Annotated in this window: 22 protein-coding genes; 3 read left to right on the top strand and 19 right to left on the bottom strand. The window is 73.0% G+C overall.

Annotated features, from left to right (window positions below; genetic code table 11):
* Positions 1-39: 39 nt before the first annotated feature.
* From EWV39_RS11165 to argC, 4 genes are read right to left on the bottom strand one after another with little or no spacing between them, the layout of a single operon-like run.
* Positions 40-1,269 carry an acetylornithine transaminase gene (locus EWV39_RS11165; protein ID WP_129660031.1) on the bottom strand — a complete coding sequence of 410 codons (1,230 nt, stop codon included), beginning with the start codon at positions 1,267-1,269 and terminating at the stop codon, positions 40-42.
* Positions 1,266-2,279, bottom strand: a complete 1,014-nt coding sequence (gene argB, locus EWV39_RS11160) for an acetylglutamate kinase (RefSeq protein WP_420329964.1) — start codon at positions 2,277-2,279, stop codon at positions 1,266-1,268. Before argB ends, EWV39_RS11165 begins: the two co-directional genes overlap by 4 nt.
* Positions 2,280-2,288: 9 nt before the next feature.
* A complete protein-coding gene (argJ, locus tag EWV39_RS11155; RefSeq protein ID WP_238148299.1) occupies positions 2,289-3,506 on the bottom strand; it encodes a bifunctional glutamate N-acetyltransferase/amino-acid acetyltransferase ArgJ in 1,218 nt (405 codons plus the stop codon).
* The gene (gene argC, locus EWV39_RS11150) at positions 3,503-4,552 is read right to left on the bottom strand and encodes an N-acetyl-gamma-glutamyl-phosphate reductase (RefSeq protein WP_129660025.1); all 1,050 of its coding nucleotides are present in this window, start codon (positions 4,550-4,552) and stop codon (positions 3,503-3,505) included. Before argC ends, argJ begins: the two co-directional genes overlap by 4 nt.
* A 121-nt stretch (positions 4,553-4,673) precedes the next feature.
* Between argC and EWV39_RS11145 the strand changes: the two genes are divergently transcribed.
* Entirely contained in the window at positions 4,674-5,666 is a 993-nt protein-coding gene (locus EWV39_RS11145) for a quinone oxidoreductase family protein (RefSeq protein ID WP_238148298.1), read from the top strand.
* 43 nt (positions 5,667-5,709) lie between these two features.
* On the opposite strand, the gene EWV39_RS11140 is transcribed toward EWV39_RS11145, so the two are convergent.
* The 8 genes from EWV39_RS11140 to infC form a co-directional block, all read right to left on the bottom strand.
* Positions 5,710-6,327, bottom strand: coding sequence for a hypothetical protein (locus EWV39_RS11140; protein WP_129660023.1), 618 nt, complete (start codon positions 6,325-6,327; stop codon positions 5,710-5,712).
* Between the two features lie 26 nt (positions 6,328-6,353).
* Complete coding sequence (pheT, locus tag EWV39_RS11135) at positions 6,354-8,906, bottom strand: phenylalanine--tRNA ligase subunit beta (RefSeq protein ID WP_129660020.1); 2,553 nt, start codon at positions 8,904-8,906, stop codon at positions 6,354-6,356.
* A gap of 3 nt (positions 8,907-8,909) precedes the next feature.
* Positions 8,910-10,040 carry a phenylalanine--tRNA ligase subunit alpha gene (gene pheS, locus EWV39_RS11130; RefSeq protein ID WP_129660016.1) on the bottom strand — a complete coding sequence of 377 codons (1,131 nt, stop codon included), beginning with the start codon at positions 10,038-10,040 and terminating at the stop codon, positions 8,910-8,912.
* Between the two features lie 109 nt (positions 10,041-10,149).
* On the bottom strand, positions 10,150-10,608 hold the full coding sequence (locus tag EWV39_RS11125) for a (deoxy)nucleoside triphosphate pyrophosphohydrolase (protein WP_193554707.1): 459 nt from the start codon (positions 10,606-10,608) through the stop codon (positions 10,150-10,152).
* Positions 10,609-10,613: 5 nt separating this feature from the next.
* The gene (locus tag EWV39_RS11120; RefSeq protein WP_129660010.1) at positions 10,614-11,534 is read right to left on the bottom strand and encodes a TrmH family RNA methyltransferase; all 921 of its coding nucleotides are present in this window, start codon (positions 11,532-11,534) and stop codon (positions 10,614-10,616) included.
* A gap of 114 nt (positions 11,535-11,648) precedes the next feature.
* On the bottom strand, positions 11,649-12,032 hold the full coding sequence (gene rplT, locus EWV39_RS11115; RefSeq protein WP_129660007.1) for a 50S ribosomal protein L20: 384 nt from the start codon (positions 12,030-12,032) through the stop codon (positions 11,649-11,651).
* A 91-nt stretch (positions 12,033-12,123) separates the two neighbouring features.
* Entirely contained in the window at positions 12,124-12,318 is a 195-nt protein-coding gene (gene rpmI / locus EWV39_RS11110; protein ID WP_129660004.1) for a 50S ribosomal protein L35, read from the bottom strand.
* A 156-nt stretch (positions 12,319-12,474) separates the two neighbouring features.
* Positions 12,475-13,143, bottom strand: a complete 669-nt coding sequence (infC, locus tag EWV39_RS11105; RefSeq protein ID WP_238148311.1) for a translation initiation factor IF-3 — start codon at positions 13,141-13,143, stop codon at positions 12,475-12,477.
* 462 nt (positions 13,144-13,605) lie between these two features.
* Here infC and EWV39_RS11100 point away from each other — a divergent pair, with 462 nt between their 5' ends.
* Complete coding sequence (locus EWV39_RS11100; RefSeq protein WP_129659997.1) at positions 13,606-14,076, top strand: DUF1844 domain-containing protein; 471 nt, start codon at positions 13,606-13,608, stop codon at positions 14,074-14,076.
* 89 nt (positions 14,077-14,165) lie between these two features.
* Here the strand turns inward: EWV39_RS11100 and EWV39_RS11095 are convergent, their stop codons facing one another.
* The 7 genes from EWV39_RS11095 to EWV39_RS11070 all read right to left on the bottom strand — a co-directional run bounded on the left by EWV39_RS11095 (position 14,166) and on the right by EWV39_RS11070 (position 19,000).
* On the bottom strand, positions 14,166-15,020 hold the full coding sequence (locus tag EWV39_RS11095) for an SseB family protein (protein WP_129659994.1): 855 nt from the start codon (positions 15,018-15,020) through the stop codon (positions 14,166-14,168).
* A 2-nt stretch (positions 15,021-15,022) separates the two neighbouring features.
* Positions 15,023-15,766, bottom strand: a complete 744-nt coding sequence (gene priA / locus EWV39_RS11090; RefSeq protein WP_129659990.1) for a bifunctional 1-(5-phosphoribosyl)-5-((5-phosphoribosylamino)methylideneamino)imidazole-4-carboxamide isomerase/phosphoribosylanthranilate isomerase PriA — start codon at positions 15,764-15,766, stop codon at positions 15,023-15,025.
* Between the two features lie 102 nt (positions 15,767-15,868).
* A complete protein-coding gene (locus tag EWV39_RS13830; RefSeq protein WP_165313291.1) occupies positions 15,869-16,036 on the bottom strand; it encodes a hypothetical protein in 168 nt (55 codons plus the stop codon).
* A complete protein-coding gene (gene hisH / locus EWV39_RS11085) occupies positions 16,033-16,833 on the bottom strand; it encodes an imidazole glycerol phosphate synthase subunit HisH (RefSeq protein ID WP_129659987.1) in 801 nt (266 codons plus the stop codon). The genes EWV39_RS13830 and hisH overlap by 4 nt, the downstream gene beginning before the upstream one ends.
* Positions 16,833-17,447: an imidazoleglycerol-phosphate dehydratase HisB gene (gene hisB / locus EWV39_RS11080; RefSeq protein WP_129659984.1), complete on the bottom strand. Its 615-nt coding sequence runs from the start codon at positions 17,445-17,447 to the stop codon at positions 16,833-16,835. Before hisB ends, hisH begins: the two co-directional genes overlap by 1 nt.
* Before the next feature lie 48 nt (positions 17,448-17,495).
* Positions 17,496-18,602, bottom strand: coding sequence for a histidinol-phosphate transaminase (locus tag EWV39_RS11075; protein ID WP_129659981.1), 1,107 nt, complete (start codon positions 18,600-18,602; stop codon positions 17,496-17,498).
* 23 nt (positions 18,603-18,625) lie between these two features.
* A complete protein-coding gene (locus tag EWV39_RS11070) occupies positions 18,626-19,000 on the bottom strand; it encodes a LysM peptidoglycan-binding domain-containing protein (RefSeq protein ID WP_129659978.1) in 375 nt (124 codons plus the stop codon).
* A 256-nt stretch (positions 19,001-19,256) separates the two neighbouring features.
* On the opposite strand from EWV39_RS11070, the gene lexA reads away from it, so the two are divergent.
* Positions 19,257-19,985: a transcriptional repressor LexA gene (gene lexA, locus EWV39_RS11065; protein WP_129659975.1), complete on the top strand. Its 729-nt coding sequence runs from the start codon at positions 19,257-19,259 to the stop codon at positions 19,983-19,985.
* Positions 19,986-20,023: the final 38 nt, after the last annotated feature.

Below are 20,023 nucleotides of genomic sequence, written 5' to 3'. Positions count from 1 at the left end.
TGTGGATGCGTGGGCGGGCGAAGGCGCGGGCCGGGCGCCTCAGGCCGCCGCGCGCCGGCGGGCCGCGGCCAGCAGGCCGGGGAGGGCCTCGACGAACTCGTCGGCCTCCTCCCGGCCCAGGATGAGCGGCGGGGCCAGGCGGACGGTCCCGGGGCCGGTGGCGTTGACGATGAAGCCGCCCTCGCGGGCCGCCGCGACCAGGGCCGGGGCCAGGCCGGAGGAGGCGCCGTCGACCAGGTCGAAGGCGATGAGCAGGCCGCGCCCGCGGACCTCCCCCACCCCCTCGACCTCGGCGAGCGCCGCGCGCAGGTGCTCGCCCAGCTCCTCGGCGTGGGCCAACAGCCCCTCCTCGCCGATGGTGCGGATGGTGGCCAGGCCCGCGGCCATGGCCAGGGGGTTCCCGCCGAAGGTCGTGCCATGGTTGCCGGCGCCCAGCACGCCGGTCGCGGCCGGGGTCAGCGTCAGCATGGCGCCGATCGGGAACCCGCCGCCCAGGCCCTTGGCGAGGGTCACGACGTCGGGCGCCTGATCCCCGCGCAGGCTGCGCAGGGACTCCAGCCAGCGGCCGGTCCGGCCCATGCCGGACTGGACCTCGTCGACCACCAGCAGCGCGCCGTGCTCGCGGGTGCTCGTCCGGGCGGCGCGCAGGAACTCCTCGCTCAGCGGGATGACGCCGGCCTCGCCCTGGACGGGCTCCAGGATCACGCCGGCGACGTCGTCGCCCATCGCGGCCTCCAGGGCCTCGACGGTGGGGTCGATGAACTCCACGCCCCCCGGCAGCGGCTCGAAGGGCGCCCGGTAGGCCTCCTTCCAGGTGGCCGCGAGCGCGCCGGCGGTGCGGCCGTGGAAGGCGTGCGTCAGCGCCAGGATGCGCCGCTTGGCGGGCTCGGCGGCGTTGCCGTGGGCCCGGACCAGCTTGAGCGCGGCCTCGTTGGCCTCGGTCCCGGAGTTGGTGAAGAAGGCCTTGGCGCCCTCGGGCGCCTCGGCGATCTCCAGCAGCGCGGCGGCCAGCTCGACCTGCTGCGGACTGGTGAAGAAGTTGGAGACGTGGCTGAGCCGGCCGGCCTGCTCGGCGATCGCCTCGACCCAGGCGGGGTGCGAGTAGCCGAGGGAGTTGACCGCGATGCCGGCCAGCAGGTCCAGGTACTCGGTGCCGTCCGCGTCGGTGACGCGGCATCCGCTGCCCTGGACCAGGACCAGCGAGGGGTCCCCGAAGACCCCGAGCAAGTCCCTGCGGTAGCTCTCCAGGATGTCGGTCTGGTGGTTCACGAGTCCTCCTCGGTGTTCTTCAGCGGGTCCATCAGGACGAAGTCGGCGATCGGGCGAGCGGGCTGCGCCTGCCCGGTGACCTGGGTGCCGATGCCGGAGTCGGTGAAGATCTCCAGCAGCGGCGAGTGCGCGAGGCGGCCGTCCACGATCGCGGCGGTGGGCACGCCGTTCTCGACCGCCGCGAGGCAGGCCCCCATCTTGGGGATCATGCCCGAGGACAGGCCCGGCAGCAGGCCCCGCAGCTCCGCCGTGGTCAGGGAGCTGATGAGCGAGGACGGGTCCGGCCACTCGGCGTAGAGGCCCTCGACGTCGGTCAGCATCACCAGCTTCTCCGCGCCGATGGCGGCTGCCACCGCGGCCGCGGCGGTGTCCGCGTTGACGTTGAGCACCTCGCCGGTCAGGGTGTCGGCGGGCTTGCCCTCGGCCCGGGCGGTCTCGTGATCCAGGAGCTCGGGGGCGATCGAGGAGATCACGGGGATCTTGCCGGCGTCGATCACCGAGGTGATGGCCGTGGTGTTGACCCCCACGACCTCGCCCACCAGGCCGAGGTCCGTCTCCTCACCGTCGACGACCGTGGTGATGCGCCGGGCCCGCAGCAGCCCGCCGTCCTCCCCGGACATCCCGACGGCGTGCGGCCCGTGCTGGTTGATCAGCCCCACCAGCTCACGGGCCACCTGCCCGGTGAGCACCATCCGGACCACGTCCATCGCCTCGCGGGTGGTGTAGCGCAGCCCGCCGCGGAACTCGGAGAAGATGCCCAGCCGCTCCAGCATCGCGGAGATCTGCGGGCCGCCGCCGTGCACGACGACGGGGCGGATGCCCACCGAGCGGAGGAAGACCATGTCCTCGGCGAAGGCCGCGCGCAGCTCGTCGTTGATCATGGCGTTGCCGCCGTACTTGAACACCATGATGCGCCCGGCGTACTGCTGGATCCACGGCAGCGCCTCCATCAGGGTGCCCGCCTTGTCCTGGGCCACCACGTAGCGGGCCAGGGAGCTCGATTCCGGCATGGTCATCTCCTAGCTCGAGTAGGCCGAGTTCTCTTCGACGTAGTCGTGGGTGAGGTCGTTGGTCCAGACGGTGGCCCGCTCGGAGCCGGCGGCGAGGTCGATCACGACGTCGACCCGGCGGCCCCCGGCGAGGTCCACGAGCGAGCGGTCCTCGCCGATGGCCCCGCCCCGGCAGATCGTGACGCCGTTGATGCTCACGTCCACCTGCTCCGGCTCGTAGTCGGCCCGGGTGGTGCCGACCTCGGAGAGGATCCGGCCCCAGTTGGGGTCGTTGCCGAAGATCGCGGTCTTGACCAGGTTGGAGCGGGAGACCGCCCGGGAGACCTCGAGGGCCTGCCCCTCGGTCGCGGCGTTGACGGTGGTGACGTGGATGTCGTGGCTGGCGCCCTCGGCGTCGCCGATCAGCTGCAGGGCGAGCGAGACGCAGACCTGGGTGAGGGCCTCGGCGAAGCGCCCGCGCTCCGGGGTCGCCCCGCTCGCGCCGGAGGCCATCAGCGTCACCGTGTCGTTGGTGGACATGCAGCCGTCCGAGTCGGTGCGGTCGAAGCTGTAGGCGGTCGCGGTGCGCAGGGCGGCGTCGAGGTCCTCGGCCGGCAGCGAGGCGTCGGTGGCGAGGACCACCAGCATCGTCGCGAGCCCTGGCGCGAGCATCCCGGCGCCCTTGGCCATCCCGCCGATCGCCACGGGGCCGTCCTCGGTCTCCAGGACCACGCTGGCGCGCTTGGGCACGGTGTCGGTGGTCATGATCGCCTCGGCCGCGGCCCGGTCGGCCTCGGCGCCGGAGGCGAGCGAGGACGCGGCCCGGCCCACCCCGGCCGAGAGCAGGTTCATGGGCAGCTGGACGCCGATCAGCCCGGTCGAGCAGACCAGCACGTCGCCGGCGGCCGCGTGCAGCAGCTCGCCGACCTCCTCGGCGGTCCGGTGCGCGTTCTGGAAGCCCTCGGGTCCGGTGCAGGCGTTGGCCCCGCCGGAGTTGAGCACGACGACGTCCGCCCGCCCGTCACTCACCACCTGCCTGGACCACTCGACCGGCGCCGCCGCGAAACGGTTGGAGGTGAACACGGCCGCGGCGGTGAACTCGGGGCCGAGGTTGCGCACCAGGGCGACGTCGCGCCCCCCGCTGGCCTTGAGCCCGGCCTCCACGCCGGCGTACTCGAAGCCCGCGACGGCGGCGAGGCCGGTCCCGGTCTGAACGGGCAGGGTGATCTCCTGGGGGTCTGCGGTCACGGCGCGAGTCCTTCCGAGGCGAGGCCCGCGGTCTCCGGCAGGCCGAGGGCGAGGTTCATGGACTGGATGGCACCGCCGGCGGTGCCCTTGGCGAGGTTGTCGATCGCGCAGGTCACGATCACGCGCCCCACGTGGCGGTCCAGCGCGATCTGCAGCTCGGCGTGGTTGGAGCCCTGCACCGACTTGGTCGCGGGCCAGCGGCCCTCGGGCAGCAGGTGGATGAAGGGCTCGGCGTCGTACGCCTGCGCCCACGCCCGCCTCAGCTGCGCCTCCTCGACGCCGGGGGCGAGGCGGGCGGTGGCGGTGGCGAGGATGCCGCGGGGCATCGGCGCCAGCGTCGGGGTGAAGCTCACGGAGACCGGCCGGCCGGCCGCGCCGGAGAGTCCCTGCTCCATCTCGGGGATGTGCCGGTGCACGCCGCCGACGCCGTAGGGGGACATGCTGGACATCGCCTCGGCCCCCAGCAGGTGCGGCTTGAGCGACTTCCCCGCGCCGGAGAGCCCGGAGGCCGCGACGATGACGACGTCGTCCGGCTCCAGCAGCCCGGCCGCGAAGCCGGGGGCGAGCGCGAGCTGCGCGCTGGTCGGATAGCAGCCGGGGACCGCGACGCGGCGCACGCCCCGCAGCGCCTCCCGCTGCTTCTCCCCCTCCGGGGAGACGAGCAGCTCGGGCAGGCCGTAGGGCCAGCTGCCGGCGTAGCCGGTGCCGTAGAACCGCCGCCACGCGGCCTCGTCGGTCAGGCGGTGGTCGGCGCCGGCGTCGATCACCAGCGTGCCCTCGGGCAGCTGCGCCGCGATCTCGCCGCTCGCGCCGTGCGGGAGGGCGAGGAACACGACGTCGTGCCCGGCGAGGACCTCCGGGGAGGTCTCCCGGACCTCGAGGTCGCCGAAGGATCGAAGGTGGGGGGCCGCCTCGGCGAGCGGCCGGCCCGCCGAGGAGTGGGCGGTGACCGTGCGCACCTCGACCTCGGGGTGCTGGGCCAGAAGGCGGAGGACCTCGCCGCCGGCGTACCCGGTGGCGCCCGAAACTGCTGCCGTAAGAGTCATGGCGCCACCCTACCGCAGATTTATACAAAGAGCTAAATAATTATGCACATCAGGTGCCACCACCCTCCCGAGACCTACGATGGGACGTGGGACACAGCATCATCCGACCGGAAGGAATCCCATGACCCAGCAGAGCAGCGCCCCGCAGTCCATGACGGCGGTCCGGGCATCGGCCGCCGGAGGGCCGGAGGTCCTCGAGGCCCAGGAGGCCCCCGTCCCCCGGCCCGGCGGCGGGCAGGTCCTCGTCCGCACCGAGGCGGCCGGGGTGAACTTCATCGAGACCTATCAGCGCTCGGGAGTGTACGACGTCGAGTACCCCTTCACCCCCGGCGGCGAGGCCGTGGGCGTGGTCGAGGAGCTCGGTGAGGGCGTCGACTCCCTCGCCCCCGGGGACCGCGTGGCCACCTCCCAGGCGAGCGCCACCTACGCGCAGTACTTCCTGGTCGACGCCGCCCAGGCCGTCCGCGCCCCGGAGGGGATCGACCCGAAGATCCTGGCCTGCCTGCCGCTTCAGGGCGTCACCGCCCACTACCTCGTGCGCTCCACCTACGAGGTGTCGGAGGGGGACATGGTCCTCTTCCACGCCGGCGCGGGCGGGGTCGGCGGACTGGCCGTGCAGCTGCTCAAGTCGATCGGCGCGACCGTCATCGCCACCGTCTCCACCGACGAGAAGGAGCGGATCGCCCGCGAGCACGGCGCGGACCACGTGCTGCGCTACGAGGGCTTCGGCGAGCGCGTCCGGGAGATCACCGGGGGCCGCGGCGTCGACGTCGTCTACGACTCGGTGGGCAGGGACACCTTCGAGGAGTCGCTGGGGACCCTGCGGCCGCGCGGCATGGCGGTGCTGTTCGGCGGGTCCAGCGGGCAGGTGCCGCCGTTCGACCTCCAGCGGCTGAACGCGCTCGGCTCGCTGTACGTGACCCGGCCCTCGATGGGCGCGTACCTGCGCAGCCGCGAGGAGCTGGAGTGGCGGATGGGCGAGCTGTTCGACGCCGTCGCCTCCGGCAGGCTCACCGTGAGCCTCGACCAGGAGTTCCCGCTGGCCGATGCGGCGAAGGCGCATGCCTACCTCGAGGATCGGCGCACGCGGGGCAAGGTCCTGCTGGTGCCGTGAGCGCGGAGGAGTCGGGCGGGCCGCTCCGCGGAGGGCGCTGGTCTCAGAGGCCGCGCTCCTCCCGGCGCACCCGGCGCACGCAGTAGACCGTCCCGGCCGCGCCCGCCGCGAAGACCAGCACGCCGCCGCCGACCAGCAGCCAGCCGTTGCGCCGCTGGTCGGCGATGCCGTCGCTGGTGATCGGCGACATCGAGCCGGCGTCCGTGGTGCGGACGACCTTCAGCACGCCGTCGTCCACCGCCAGCAGGGCGTCGACCTCCTCGGGGAAGTCCTCCGCCTGGCCGCCGGTCTGGGTGCCGCGGAACTGCACCTGCTGTCCGGGCTGCGCCTCGGCCGGGTCCCCCAGCCCGTTGTCGAAGGGCTGGTAGCCGACGTTGGAGTCGTCCGGCAGGGTCCCGGAGTAGACGCCGTTGTAGCTCTGCAACTCGAGGTCGTGCGTGAGGTCCGAGTAGCTGCCGGAGATGACCCACGAGTGCCCCACGAAGGGCTGGTTCTCGCCCGCCGCCTGGACCGTGCGCATGCCCGTGACGAGGAGGAAGCCGGTCAGCAGGAGCCCCACCGCGACGATCACGACGCAGATCCACCGCCAGGGCGACCGGCGGTACGGCTCCCGCCCGGGCTGGTCGTCGTCCTCGTCGAATCCGAAGAACTGCTCGCTCACCGTGCTCCCTCCTTGCGGTCCCCGCGCTATCCGCGCAGGACCGCGTCGTGGCGCGAACGCGCCAGGTCGATGGCCGCCTCGCGGTAGCCGCTGGCCTCGTCGTTGGTCAGGGTCCGGTCGGGCGCCCGGAAGCGCATCGCGCACGCGATCGACTTCCGGCCCTCCTCGATCCCGGCGCCGCGGTAGTCGTCGAAGACGCGGACGTCCTCGAGCAGCTCGCCGGCGCCCTCGCGCAGGGTGGCCAGCAGCTCGGCGGCGGGCAGGTCCTCGGCCACGATCAGCGCCACGTCCTGCGTGGTCGCCGGGTAGCCGGAGATGGGCCGGGCCGTCACGGGCTCCCCCGCGCCCTGCACCAGCCCGGTGAAGCTGAGCTCCATGGCGACCGTCCGCTCGGGCAGGTCGAGGTCCTTGAGGACCTGCGGGTGCAGCTCGCCGGCGTAGCCCACGAGGTGCCCGGCGTCGTCGTGCAGCTCGGCGGTGCGCCCCGGGTGGAAGGCCTGGTGCCGGCCCTGCCGGACCGTGAGCCCGACGCCGATGGCCTCCGCCGCGATCCGGGCGGCGTCCAGCGCGTCCTGCCAGTCGTAGGCCCGCGGCACGACGCCGGGTGCGGGCTGCGCGTCGTGGCCGGTCAGGATCGCGGCGAGGTGCCGCGGCTGCTCCGGCAGGCCGGCGTTGAGCTCGTCCAGGATGCCCTGGGCGGGCTTGGCGCCCACCGGCGGGATCGTGGAGGTGCCGCTCTGCTCCCCCGGCAGGAAGACGTTGCCGGTCTCGAACAGCGCGAGGTCGCGGAAGCCGCGGGAGTGGTTGCGCCTGAGGACCTGCACCAGGCCGGGCAGCAGCGAGCGCTGGAGGTAGCCGCTGGCCTCGCTGATCGGGTTGGCGAGCTTGAGGGAGCGGACGGGCTGCTCGGCGTCGTCCGTGCCGAACAGGCGGTTCTCCTCCTGCGTCACGAACGGGTAGGAGATGACCTCGGTCATCCCGGCCGCGGCCAGGGCGTCGAGGACGCGGCGGCGGGCCGCCTGCTCCACGGTCAGCCCCCGGCCGGCCGGCGGGACCGGCAGGCGCGAGGGGATGTTCTCGTAGCCGACGAGGCGGGCCACCTCCTCGGTCAGGTCCTCCTTCTCCACCAGGTCCGGGCGCCAGGAGGGCACGGTGACCTGGAGGATCTCCCCGCTGCGCGCGAGCGTGCAGCCGACCTCGGTCAGCGCCCGCTCGACCTGCGCCTCGGTGAACTCCAGCCCGATCCGGGCCGAGGGGTAGTGGACGGACATCGCGATCTCGTGCGGGTAGCGGCGGTCCCGGACGTCGGTGACGCCCTCGTCCGCGGTGCCGCCCGCGAGCTCGACGAGCAGCTCGACGGCGCGCTGGGCCGCCGCGGGGGCGACCTCCGGGTCCACGCCGCGCTCGAAGCGCTTGGACGCCTCGGAGGGCAGCCGGTGCCGGCGCCGGGTCCGGGCGATCGAGACCTCCTCGAATCGCGCGGCCTCGACGAGCAGGTGGCGGGTCGCGCCGGTGACCTCGGTGGAGGCCCCGCCCATGACGCCGGCCAGGCCCACCGGGCCCTCGCTGTCGGCGATGACCAGGTCCTCGGGGTCCAGCTCGCGGGACTTCCCGTCGAGGGTCTCCAGCGTTTCGCCGGCCTCGGCGCGGCGCACCTCGATGGGGCCGTGGATCTTCTCGGCGTCGTAGAAGTGCAGGGGCTGGCCCAGCTCGAGCATCACGTAGTTGGAGATGTCCACCGGCAGGGAGATCGGGCGGATGCCGGCCAGGCGCAGCCGCGAGGCCATCCAGACCGGCGTCGGGCGGCCCGGGTCGATGTCCAGGACGGAGCGGGCGACGAAGCGGCTCGCCCCGCGCTTGTCGTGGATCGGCCGCTCGTCCCGGATCGCCACGACGTAGCCCTCGCCGTTGTCCGCGGGGGCACGCTCGGCCAGGGCCGCGGCCGGGTCGGTGAACTCGGCGTCGACGGCGTGGCAGTACTCGCGGGCGACGCCGCGCATCGAGAAGGCGTAGCCGCGGTCCGGGGTCACGTTGATCTCGGCGGCCTCGTCGTCGAGCCCCAGCAGCGGCAGGGCGTCGGCACCGACCTCCGGATCGAGGCCGAGGCTGGAGAGCACCAGGATGCCGTCGTGGTCATCGCCGATGCCCAGCTCGCGCACCGAGGCGATCATGCCGGCGGAGGTGTGGCCGTAGGTCTTCCGGGCCGAGATCGCGAAGCCGCCGGGCAGCACCGCGCCGGGCAGGCTGACCACGACCTTGTCCCCGGGGCCGAAGTTGTGGGCCCCGCAGATGATGCCCTGCACGCCGGAGGGCTCGATGCCCTCGCCGGTCAGGGTCTGCGGCTGTCCCTCGGGGACGACGCGGACGGTGCACCAGTTCACGGTCTTGCCGTTGGAGTGGGTCTCCGGCTCGGCGGTGAGCACCTGCCCGACGACGACCGGGCCGGTGATCTCCTCGGAGGGCCGGTGCACGGCCTCCTCCTCGAGCCCGACGCGGACCAGGGTCTCCATCAGGTACTCGGCGCTGGCGCCGGCGGGCAGCGGCGCGTACTCGCGCAGCCAGGAAAGGGGGATACGCATGCTTTAGATCTCCATCCCGAAGTGTTCGCTGAAGCGGATGTCGCCTTCGACCATGTCGTGCATGTCCGGCACGCCGTTGCGGAACATCAGCGTGCGGTCGATGCCCATGCCGAAGGCGAAGCCGGAGTGCGTCTCCGGGTCGACGCCGGCGGCGCGCAGGACGTTGGGGTGGACCATGCCGCAGCCGCCCCACTCGATCCACTGCGGGCCGCCCTTGGCGCCCGGGTGCCACACGTCCATCTCGGCGGAGGGCTCGGTGAAGGGGAAGAAGTTGGGACGCAGCCGGATCATGGCCTCGGGCCCGAACATCTGGCGCGCGAAGTGCTCCAGGGTGCCCTTGAGGTCCGCCATGGTCAGGCCGCGGTCCACGGCCAGGCCCTCGATCTGGTGGAAGACCGGGGTGTGGGTCGCGTCGAGCTCGTCGGTGCGGTAGACCCGCCCGGGGCACACGACGTAGAGCGGCAGCCGGCGGCGGTGCAGGGAGCGCATCTGCACCGGCGAGGTGTGGGTGCGCAGCACCGTGTGCGCGCCGACCGGCTCGAGGAAGAAGGTGTCCTGCAGCTCACGGGCGGGATGGTCCGGCTTGAAGTTCAGAGAGTCGAAGTTGTACCACTCGGACTCGACCTCGGGGCCGTCCTCGACCTCCCAGCCCATGGCCACGAAGACGTCCGCCGCGCGCTCCTGGAGGGTGTTGACGGGGTGGCGCCCCCCGATGCCGCGGCGCCCGGCCGAGGCGGTGACGTCCACGGTCTCCTCCACGAGGATCCGCTGGGCGTGCTCGGCCTCCAGCTCGGCGTTGCGGGCCTCGAGCGCCTGGGTGAGCCGGCCGCGGGCCTGCCCGAGCACCTTTCCGATCTCCTTCTTGTGCTCCTTGGACAGCGCGCGCATCTGGCGGTTGACGAGGGAGATGGGCGACTTCTCGCCGGTGAACCTGAGCCTGACGGCCTTGAGGGCCTCGAAGTCGGGGGTCTCGGAGCCGATGCTCCCCAGCGCCCGCTCGACCTCGGCGGACAGGGCCTTGCGCACGCGCTCGAGCCCGCGGTCCGGGTCGTTCTCCAGCACGTCGGTCATCTCGGCCAGGACCCGCTCGGGGTCCGGCGCTGTCTCGGCGCGCTCCGGCGACGTCTCAGTCATGAACAACTCATCTCTCGGATCGGATTCGGTGGGCTCGCCGCGGGCGGGGTGCGTCCCGGCGCCCGGCACGGCCACGGCCGGCCGGCGCCCCCGGAAGAGCATGTCCATTCTAGGGGATGGAACGGGCTGCTCTGGCCTGCCCGCCCACTCGGCCCAGCAGCGCCCGCACGATCGGCAGGTCCGCCGGGATCCAGTCCAGGCTCAGCAGCGCCTCGCCGGCGGAGAGGTCCATCCAGCGCAGCTCGGAGTGGTCCTCGCCCGCGCGCGGGACGCCGGAGGCTAGCCGGGCGGTGTAGACGCGCATCGCCGCCCGCTCGCCCAGGGGCCAGCCCTGAGGATGCGGGCCGGCGAGCTCCTCGCCGACCTCGATCCCGACGCCCAGCTCCTCCACGAGCTCGCGCCGCAGCGCGTCGCGGCATCCCTCCCCCGGCTCGACCTTTCCGCCGGGGAACTCCCACAGCCCCTCCAGGGCCGCCGGGTAGGAGCGGCGGGCCACCAGGAGGCGGGCGGCGTCGTCGATCAGGGCCGCTCCGACCACTTGGACGGGGTACCGGGCGGGCTCGGCCACCGCGCTCACCGGCCGCCGCGCTGGGCGCGGGCGCTGGCGTAGAGGCACACGGTGGCGGCGGTGCCGACGTTCAGCGACTCGGCCCGGCCGTAGACGGGCACGGCGACGCGCGCGTCGGCCAGCGACTTCTCGGCGCCGGTCAGGCCGCGGGCCTCGTTGCCGAAGAGCCACAGCGTCGGGCGGCGCAGGTCCACGCCCTGCGACGGCACGGGGCCCTCGGCACGGGCGGCGGCGTCGGCGAGGTCGTCGAGGTCGTGGTCGCCGTAGCCGTCGGCCGCCAGGATCTGCAGGCCGGCCTCGCGGGCCTCTCGGGCGCACTCCTTGAGGTGCAGGCCGGCGCTGACGGGCAGGTGGAAGAGCGAGCCCGCCGTGGAGCGGACGGTCTTGGGGCCGAGCACGTCCACGCTGCCGGAGGAGGAGACGACGGCGTCCGCGCCGGCGGCGTCAGCGGCCCGGATGAGCGTGCCTGCGTTGCCGGGGTCCTGCACGCGGACCATGGCCGCGACGAGCCGCGGGGAGGGATCATCGCCCCAGGGGCCGGGACTCAGGACGCTGGCGGCGTGCGCCACGGCCAGCACGCCCTGGGGCGTCAGGGCGTCGGACATCGCCTCGAGCACCTCGTCGCTGACCAGGCGGGCGAAGACCCGGCGGCCCTCCCCCGGGGCCCGGCTCCCGGCCGCCTCGCCGATGCCCTCGGCGAGGTCGGGGTGCCGCTCCAGCGCCGCCTCGGTGACGTAGAGGGCGTCCAGGAGCGGGTGCTCGGCGTGGGCCGCGAGGGCCTCGCGCACGGCCTGAGGCCCCTCCACCAGGAAGAGCCCGCGCTTGGACCGCTGCCGGGAACGGGACAGCGAGGCGACGTCCTTGACGCGGTCGGCGGTCGGGTTGGTCAGGGTCCGCTCGCGGGAGAGCAATTCGTAGGTAGACACGGCGCAAGACTACCCGACGGGCCGGGGCGCGGGACGATGGTACGACGACGGCGCCGCCTCACCCGCGGAAGAGGGTGCGGCGGCGCCGTCGTGCGCTGCGTCGGGGGGCCCTGCTCAGGCGGCCTTCGGAGCGGAGGTGTCCTCGGGGAGGTTCTGCTTGGCGATCTCGACCAGCGCGCGGAAGGCGGTGGCGTCGTTGACGGCCAGCTCCGCCAGCATGCGGCGGTCGACCTCGACCTCAGCGGCCTTGAGGCCCTGGATGAAGCGGTTGTAGGTCAGGCCCTCGGCGCGGGCGGCAGCGTTGATGCGCTGGATCCACAGGCGGCGGAAGTCGCCCTTCTTCTTGCGGCGGTGGTCGTAGCTGTAGACGAGCGAGTGGGTGACCTGCTCCTTCGCCTTCCGGTACAGGCGCGAACGCTGTCCGCGGTAGCCGGACGCGCGGTCCATGGTTGTACGACGCTTCTTGTGGGCGTTGACCGCCCGCTTCACACGTGCCACGTGTGTGCTCCTAACTTCTCGAGGTCGCGCACCTGCGAGACCTGCAATCCTTCGGGTGTTCGGCGGACGGGCCGCCGGAAGAGGGGTGGGCCTACTTGGCCAGCATCTTCTTGATGACCTTGGCCTGGCCGCCCTCGACGATCTGGTCGGAGGCGAGACGGCGGGTCAGCCGGGAGGACTTGTGCTCCAGGTAGTGACGGCGGTTGGCCTGCTGACGCTTGACCTTGCCGGTCCCGGTGAGCTTGAAGCGCTTCTTGGCACCAGAGTGAGACTTGTGCTTCGGCATGTCTGCCGTTCTCCTAACGTGTTCTTCCCCCGCCCGCCTCGGGCATGGCCGGGTGTTCGTGCAACGGCCGTTCGAGCCGCTGCTGTTCGTGGCGCCCCGCCGCGGTCCGGACCGAACCGGTGCACCGCGGCGGCGCTGGCCTCGTCGGGCCGGACCCTACTGGGCCGGACCTGGCTTCGGAGGCTGGGGCGACGGGGCCGCCTGCTCGCTCGACTGCTGCTTGAGCTCGTCCGGCATGGCGTCGGCCATGCTGTTGGTCACGGGCTCCGCGGAGCTGGTGTCGACCCGCTCCCGGCCCTTGCTGCGACCGCCGGACTGCTCGTTGCGCTGCTGCTCGCGGCGGGCCTCCGCCCGTGCCTCGGCCTTGTTGCGCACGGGGCCGATGACCATCACCATGTTGCGACCGTCCTGGCGCGGGCTGGACTCGACCGTCCCGACCTCGGCGACGTCCTCGGCCAGCTTCTCGAGCAGGCGCACGCCCATGGCGGGGCGCTGCTGCTCGCGGCCGCGGAACTGGATCATCGCCTTGACCTTGTCTCCGGCGGCGAGGAACCGCTTCGCGTGGCCGACCTTCGTCTCGTAGTCGTGGCTGTCGATCTTGAGACGGAAACGGACCTCCTTGAGGACCGTGTTGGTCTGGTTCTTGCGGGACTCGCGCGCCTTGACGGCGGCCTCGTACTTGTACTTCCCGAAGTCCATGAGCTTGCACACCGGCGGCTTGGCGGAAGGGGCCACCTCCACCAGATCAAGATCCGACTCGCGCGCCAGACGCAGGGCGTCCTCTACGCGGACAATCCCGACCTGTTCACCGCCGGGGCCGACCAGACGGACCTCCGGGACGCGGATACGGTCGTTGATGCGTGGATCGCTAATGTGATGCTCCTGTCATCGTTGGGTTTCCCCGTACAAAATCTCTGCGGCGAGGGCATGAAAAAAGCCTCCGCCCAGTCACAGGCGAAGGCGCTCCCCCGGCTCGACGGAGACACCCCTGACGGGGTGCCGCGTGCCGCGGCGACGACCCGGCGGCCGAAGAGGCCGGCGCGGGTGGGAGCTTCTGTAACGAAGGCTCCGCTTGAGACTCCATACACCATAGCATGGCCGGGGCCGCCGGTGAAGGCGATGTGAGCCCTCGAACTGCCGCGGAGGCGTTCCCCGATCGCTGCGGGCGCCCGCCCTGGACCGCGATGAGCGCACTCCCGGGCCGGGGCGTCGGCCCGCCGCGCACGGCGTCGCGCCCTGCCTCGGGCCCGGATCCGGCCCCGGCGCGGATGTGGGAGGATGGCGGTTATGAGCAATACCCCGTCAGAGGACCACAACACGTACCGCTTCGACCCGGCGGATCCCGCGCAGGCGTTCGACCCGGCCGACGCCTCGCCGGCGAGCGAGGGCCTCACCCCCGAGCAGGCCTCCCGCGAGGCCCAGGCCGCCGTCGACGCCCAGCTGCGCGACATCGCCGACGTCCCGGCGGTGGAGGTCATCACCACCACGGCCGTCCACCTGATGAGCGCGGCCGCCGTGAAGTGCGGCCTGGCCGCGGAGCAGGACGCCGAGCAGGTCAAGGACCTCGACGAGGCCCGCAAGCTGATCACCGCCCTGGCCGGCCTCATCACCGCCGCCGCGCCCGAGATCGGCTCGCAGCACGCGGGACCGCTGCGCGACGGCCTGCGCTCGCTGCAGCTTGCCTTCCGCGAGGGCTCCGCGGTCCCCGACGAGCGGGGCAAGGGCCCCGGCGAGAAGTTCACCGGCCCCGTCTACTGACGCCGGTCCCCCGAGAGCGCAAGGACCCGCCCCTCCTCGAGGAGGGGCGGGTCCTTGCGTTCGCCGGCGGCCCGATGAGCGCCGGGGCCTCAGGCCGGCCTCAGCCGCAGCTCCATCGAGTCCACCCGCTCCGCGACGACGTCGTCGGCCCGCAGCCGCTCCTGGAACGCCGTCACCGCCGCGTCCAGCGCCGCGCGGTCCAGACCCGGCCGCACGCCGAGCTCGATGCTCAGCTCGGGCCCCGGGCCTCCGCCCGGCAGCATCCGGCCCTCGGCGTCCCGGCTGGCCACCCCGCGCCCGGGGGTCATGCCCACCGAGGCGATGAGCGGATCCGCCGCGGCGCAGGCCTCCAGCGCGGCCTGAACGCGGGGGTCGGAGTAGGAGGGCAGCCACTGCTCGCCCTTGGCCAGGGCCCACAGGGCCGGGCGGCGCAGCACGAAGGTCAGCTCGGCTCCCGGGTTCACCACCATCAGCTGGTTCCCGTCCTCGACCGCGGCGAGCGCCGTCTTCCGCGCGTCGGCGGCCACGGGCCGGGCCTGCGGGTGCCAGTCCGTCAGGGCGTCGACGCGGGTGAAGACCGGCAGCGCCTTGCGCCCGTCCGGCGCGCTGATGCTCACCAGGGACATGTCCGCCTCCTTGTCGGAGACGAGCCCGTCCTCGGTCAGCTCGGTGCGGGAGACCTCCGCCAGGATCGGGGCGAAGAGCCGCGTGCCGGCGAGCGCCGCGACGACGCCCTCCTCCGGCAGCTCCGCCCGCGCGAACTTCTCCAGCGCCTCGGCCACGGGGGCCGGGGTGCGCCCGTCGTCGTCCGGGTAGCCGTGGGTGTGGGAGGTGCCCTCGCCCAGGTCACGGCCCTCCCAGGGCTGGCCGCCGGTGTCGGTCTCCCGGCCCGCGCTGGCGAGCTGGGCCTGGATGTGGGCGGGGAGTTCGCGCGGCTCGGACACGGCTACTCGGGCCGTCCCGCGATCTCCAGGGCCTCGGGCAGGGTGAACTTGTCGGCGTAGAGCGCCTTGCCCACGATCGCGCCCTCGACGCCGTGCGGCACCATGGCCCGCAGCGCCCGGATGTCATCCAGGCTGGAGACCCCGCCGGAGGCCACCACGGGCTTGTCGGTGCGCCGCGCGACCTCGGCCAGCAGCTCGGTGTTGGGGCCCTGCAGCGTCCCGTCCTTGGTGACGTCGGTGACCACGTAGCGCGCGCAGCCGTCCGCGTTGAGCCGCTCGAGCACCTCCCAGAGGTCGCCGCCCTCCTGGGTCCAGCCGCGGGCGGCGAGGGTGGTCCCCCGTACGTCCAGCCCCACGGCGATCAGGTCGCCGTGCTCGGCGATGACCCGGCGGGTCCACTCGGGGTTCTCCAGGGCGGCGGTGCCCAGGTTGATGCGGTGGGGGCGCAGGCTCAGCGCGCGGGCCAGGGACTCGTCGTCGCGGATCCCCCCGGACATCTCGATCCTGATGTCCAGCGCGTCGGAGACCCGGGAGAGCACCTCGACGTTGTCGCCGCGCCCGAAGGCCGCGTCCAGGTCGACCAGGTGCAGCCATTCCGCGCCCGCCTCCTGCCAGGCCAGGGCGGCCTCGACGGGATCGCCGTAGCCGGTCTCGGAGCCGGCCTCGCCCTGGACCAGGCGCACGGCCTGGCCGTCCACGACGTCGACGGCGGGCAGCAGTTCCAGGCGTTCTGCGGAGTGGGGCATGGGGTTCCTCGATCTTTCGGTGGGTCTTGCGGGAGGGGCGGTCGGGAGAGCGGTGCGGCCGAGGCCGCCCGGTCGGAGCCGACCGGGGAGGGCGCCGGCCGGTCAGGCCAGGGTCAGCACGTACGCCCCGTAGGCGAACAGGCCGACGGCGATGACCCACAGGATCACCTGCACCACGACCGGCAGCTTCTGGCGGTTGAAGGAGATGGCGCCGCCGGCGAAGAACGCGCCGACCACCATGAGCAGCAGTCCCGAGACGAAGGGGCTCACGCGGCTCCCTCCTCGGGGGCGGGGTCCTGCGGGGCTCCCGGCGCCGGCTCGCCCGGCTCGGTCCTCGCCGGTCCGGAGCCGGTGGCCAGCCGCCCGGTGCGGGGCAGCGCCTCGATCCAGTTCCGCAGCAGGCGCAGGCCCGCCGCCGAGGACTTCTCGGGGTGGAACTGGGTCGCGCTCAGCGGGCCGTTCTCGACCGCCGCGATGAAGCGTGCGCCGTGCTCGGACCACGTGACCCTCGGCGGGGCCATGACCTCGATGCTCTGGTCGAAGTCCCAGGTCTGCACGCCGTAGGAGTGCACGAAGTAGAACCGCTCGTCCTCGATCCCGCGGAACAGCACCGACCCCTCGGGCGGCTCGACGGTGTTCCAGCCCATGTGGGGCGTCACCGCGGCCGGCAGCTTCTCGACGGTCCCGGGCCACTCCCCCAGCCCCTCCGAGGCGATGCTGTGCTCGACGCCGCGCTCGAAGAAGACCTGCAGACCGACGCAGATGCCCAGCACGGGACGACCGCCGGCGATGCGGCGCCCGATCATCCGGGGCGCGTCGACCGCGCGCAGCGCCTTCATCACGGCGTCGAACGCCCCGACGCCCGGGACCACGAGGCCGTCGGCGTCCATGACGTCGGCCTCGCGGCGGGAGAGCACGACGTCGGCGCCGGCCGCCTCGAGCGCCCGCACGGCCGAGCGGACGTTGCCCGCGCCGTAGTCGAGGACGGTCACGGCGGGCCGCCGCTCGGCGGCCCCGTCCTCCGCCGTTCCACCCCTCCTCGAGGCGTCCGTCGTCGTCCCGGCCATCAGAGGGCACCCTTCGTGGAGGGGACGCCGTCCACCCGGGGGTCGGGCTCCACGGCCTCGCGCAGCGCCCGGGCGAGCGCCTTGAACTGGGCCTCGGCGATGTGGTGCGGGTCCCGCCCGGAGACCAGCTCGATGTGCAGACAGATCCCGGCGTGGTAGGCGATGGCCTCCAGCACGTGCCGCACCATGGAGCCGGTGAAGTGGCCGCCGATCAGGTGGAACTCGTAGCCGGCGGGCTCCCCGGAGTGCACCAGGTAGGGCCGCCCGGAGATGTCGACGACGGCGCGGGCCAGCGCCTCGTCCAGCGGCACGGCGGCTTGCCCGAACCGGCGGATGCCGCGCTTGTCGCCCAGGGCCTCGCGCAGCGCCTCGCCGATGACGATCGCCGTGTCCTCCACGGTGTGGTGGACGTCGATGTGGGTGTCCCCGCTGCACTGGATGTCCATGTCGATCAGGGAGTGCTTGGACAGCGCGGTGAGCATGTGGTCGTAGAACGGCACGCTGGTGTCGATCGACGAGCGGCCGGTGCCGTCGAGGTCGATCGAGACGCTGACCGAGGATTCGCTGGTCTGCCGGGTCAGGGAGGCCCGGCGGCCGTCGGCGGTGGTGGGCATGTGGCTCCTTAGGCGGTGGCGCTTAGGCGGTGGCGCGGTGGCGGCGGTTCAGCGGCGGTCGTCGAGGTGCTTCTCGAGGCTGTCGAGGAAGGCAGCGGTCTCCTCCTGGGTGCCGGCCGTCACGCGCAGCCGGCCGGCGATGCCGACGTCGCGGATCAGGACGCCGTCGGCCAGGAGGTCCTCCCACAGCCCGTGGCTGTCCCCCACGCCCCCGAAGAAGACGAAGTTGGAGTCCGACGACGCCGGCTCCAGCCCCAGCTCGGTCAGGCGCGCGACGATCCGGTCCCGCTGGCGGCGGATGTCCTCGACGTTGGCCAGCAGTCCCTCGCGGTGCCGCAGGGCGGCCAGCGCCGTCGCCTGGGTGATCGCGGAGAGGTGGTAGGGCAGCCGGACGAGGGTCACGGCGTCGACCACGGCGGGCGCGGCGGCGAAGTAGCCGACGCGGGCGCCCGCCAGGGCGAAGGCCTTGCTCATGGTGCGGGAGACGATGAGCCGCTCGCGCCCGGCGAGCAGGTTCAGCGCGGTGTCCTCGGGATCCCGGGCGAACTCCGCGTAGGCCTCGTCCACCACCACCATGCCGTTGAACTCGGAGGCGGCCTCGTACACGGCCTCGATGACGTCGAGTCCGAGGGCCGTGCCGGTGGGGTTGTTCGGCGAGCACAGGATGGTCACCGCCGGGCGGTGCTCGCGCACCTGCTCTGCGGCGCGGGCGGCGTCGAGCGAGTAGTCCGCCGCGCGCTCCCCCGCGACGTACTCGGTGTTGGTGCCGAGCGCGAGCAGGGGGTACATGGAGTAGGTGGGCATGAAGCTCAGGACGCTGCGGCCGGGGCCGCCGAAGGCCTGGAGGATCTGCTGCAGGATCTCGTTGGAGCCGTTGGCGGCCCAGAGGTTCTCCTCGGCCAGTCCGTGGCCGAGGTACTCGGCGAGGGCGGCGCGCAGCTCGCGGAAGTCGCGGTCCGGATACCGGTTGAGCCCCGTGGCGGCCTCCCGCACGCCCTCGGCGATGGCCTCGGCCACCTCGGGCGGCATCGGATGCGTGTTCTCGTTGACGTTCAGCGCGTAGGGCACGTCGATCATGGGCGCGCCGTAGGGCGAGCGCCCGCGCAGATCGTCGCGGAGGGGCAGCCGGTCGAGTGCATCCAGAGAGTCAGTCACGCTCCCATCTTAATGACAGATGCTCAGCCCTCGGAAATCACGGGGACGACGAGTCGCTGGCCGGGGGTCAGCGGGCCGGGGGTCAGGTCGTTGAGCTCGGCGATGATCGTGACGGTGTCGCGGGGGTCCGGGGCCGGGTCCACGCGGTCGGCGATGCTCCACAGCGTGTCCCCCTCCGTGACGACCACCTGCTCGGTGACCTGCGAGACGGGCTCCGCCTCGGCGTGCGCGGTGCCGTTGGACAGCAGGATCAGCACGGCGGCCAGGAGCGCGGCGGCGCTGAGCAGCACGGGCAGCCCGATGAACACGAAGCGGCCACGCCGGGTGAGCATGAGGTGCGAGGTGCCGGTGCCGGGCCGGGAGGCCTTGGCGTCGGGACGGACGAGGGTCTGACTCATCAGATGCTTCCTTCTGGGTCGAGTGACCTAGTTCGAATGCGTGTTCGAACTAGTACAGATGTTCTATCAGCTTTCTCGAACACTGTCGAGGAAAATAGAACATGTGTTTGATCTGCCACACCCGATCGCCTAGCCTGGAGGGTGAGGCGGCGCACCGGTTCCGGCGACCGCGGCAGGACGGAGGCACCGTCCTGCCGGGCGTGGACGGCCGGCGCGCAGACGCCTCATCGCAGAAGTCTTCGAGGAAGGGATCCCGGTGGCACACAAGCTCTCGGCACAGGGCGCGCGCAAGCCGCTGACCGAACGGCAGGCGAGGATCCTGCGGGCCATATCCTCCTCCATCGCCGCCCACGGGTACCCTCCGTCGATGCGGGAGATCGGCGACGTCGTCGGGCTCTCGAGCCTGTCGAGCGTCACGCACCAGCTCTCCCGCCTGGAGGCCCTCGGCTACATCCGGCGGGATCCGAAGCGCCCGCGCGCCATCGAGGTGCTGTGCGAGCCGGAGGCGGCCGAGCCCGCGTCCGGCGCGGGCCCGGTCGCGGACTCGGAGCCGGCGGATGCCCAGGGGGCCGAGGTCGTCGAGCTCCTCCCCGCCCCCGAGGGCGGAGAGGCCGTCACGCGCGTCCCGCTGGTCGGCAGCATCGCCGCCGGCATGCCCATCACGGCCGAGCAGCACATCGAGGACGTCGTCTCCCTGCCGCGCCAGCTGGTGGGCCAGGGCGAGCTGTTCATGCTCGCGGTGCGCGGGGACTCGATGGTCGAGGCCGCGATCTGCGACGGCGACTGGGTCGTGGTCAGACAGCAGAGCACCGCCGAGAACGGCGACATCGTCGCGGCGCTGCTCAACGACGAGGCCACCGTGAAGACCTTCCGGCAGCGGGACGGCCACACCTGGCTGCTCCCCCAGAACCGGCAGTACGAGCCGATCCTCGGCGACCACGCCAGCATCATGGGCAAGGTCGTCTCCGTCCTGCGCTCCGTCTGAGGGACCTTCCTCGACGCCGGGCGGACCCGTCCCCACGG

Source organism: Rothia halotolerans, from assembly GCF_004136635.1.
Lineage (GTDB): Bacteria > Actinomycetota > Actinomycetes > Actinomycetales > Micrococcaceae > Rothia > Rothia halotolerans.
Note: the sequence above shows the minus strand (reverse complement) of the source record. Positions and strands in the feature narration are given on the sequence as shown.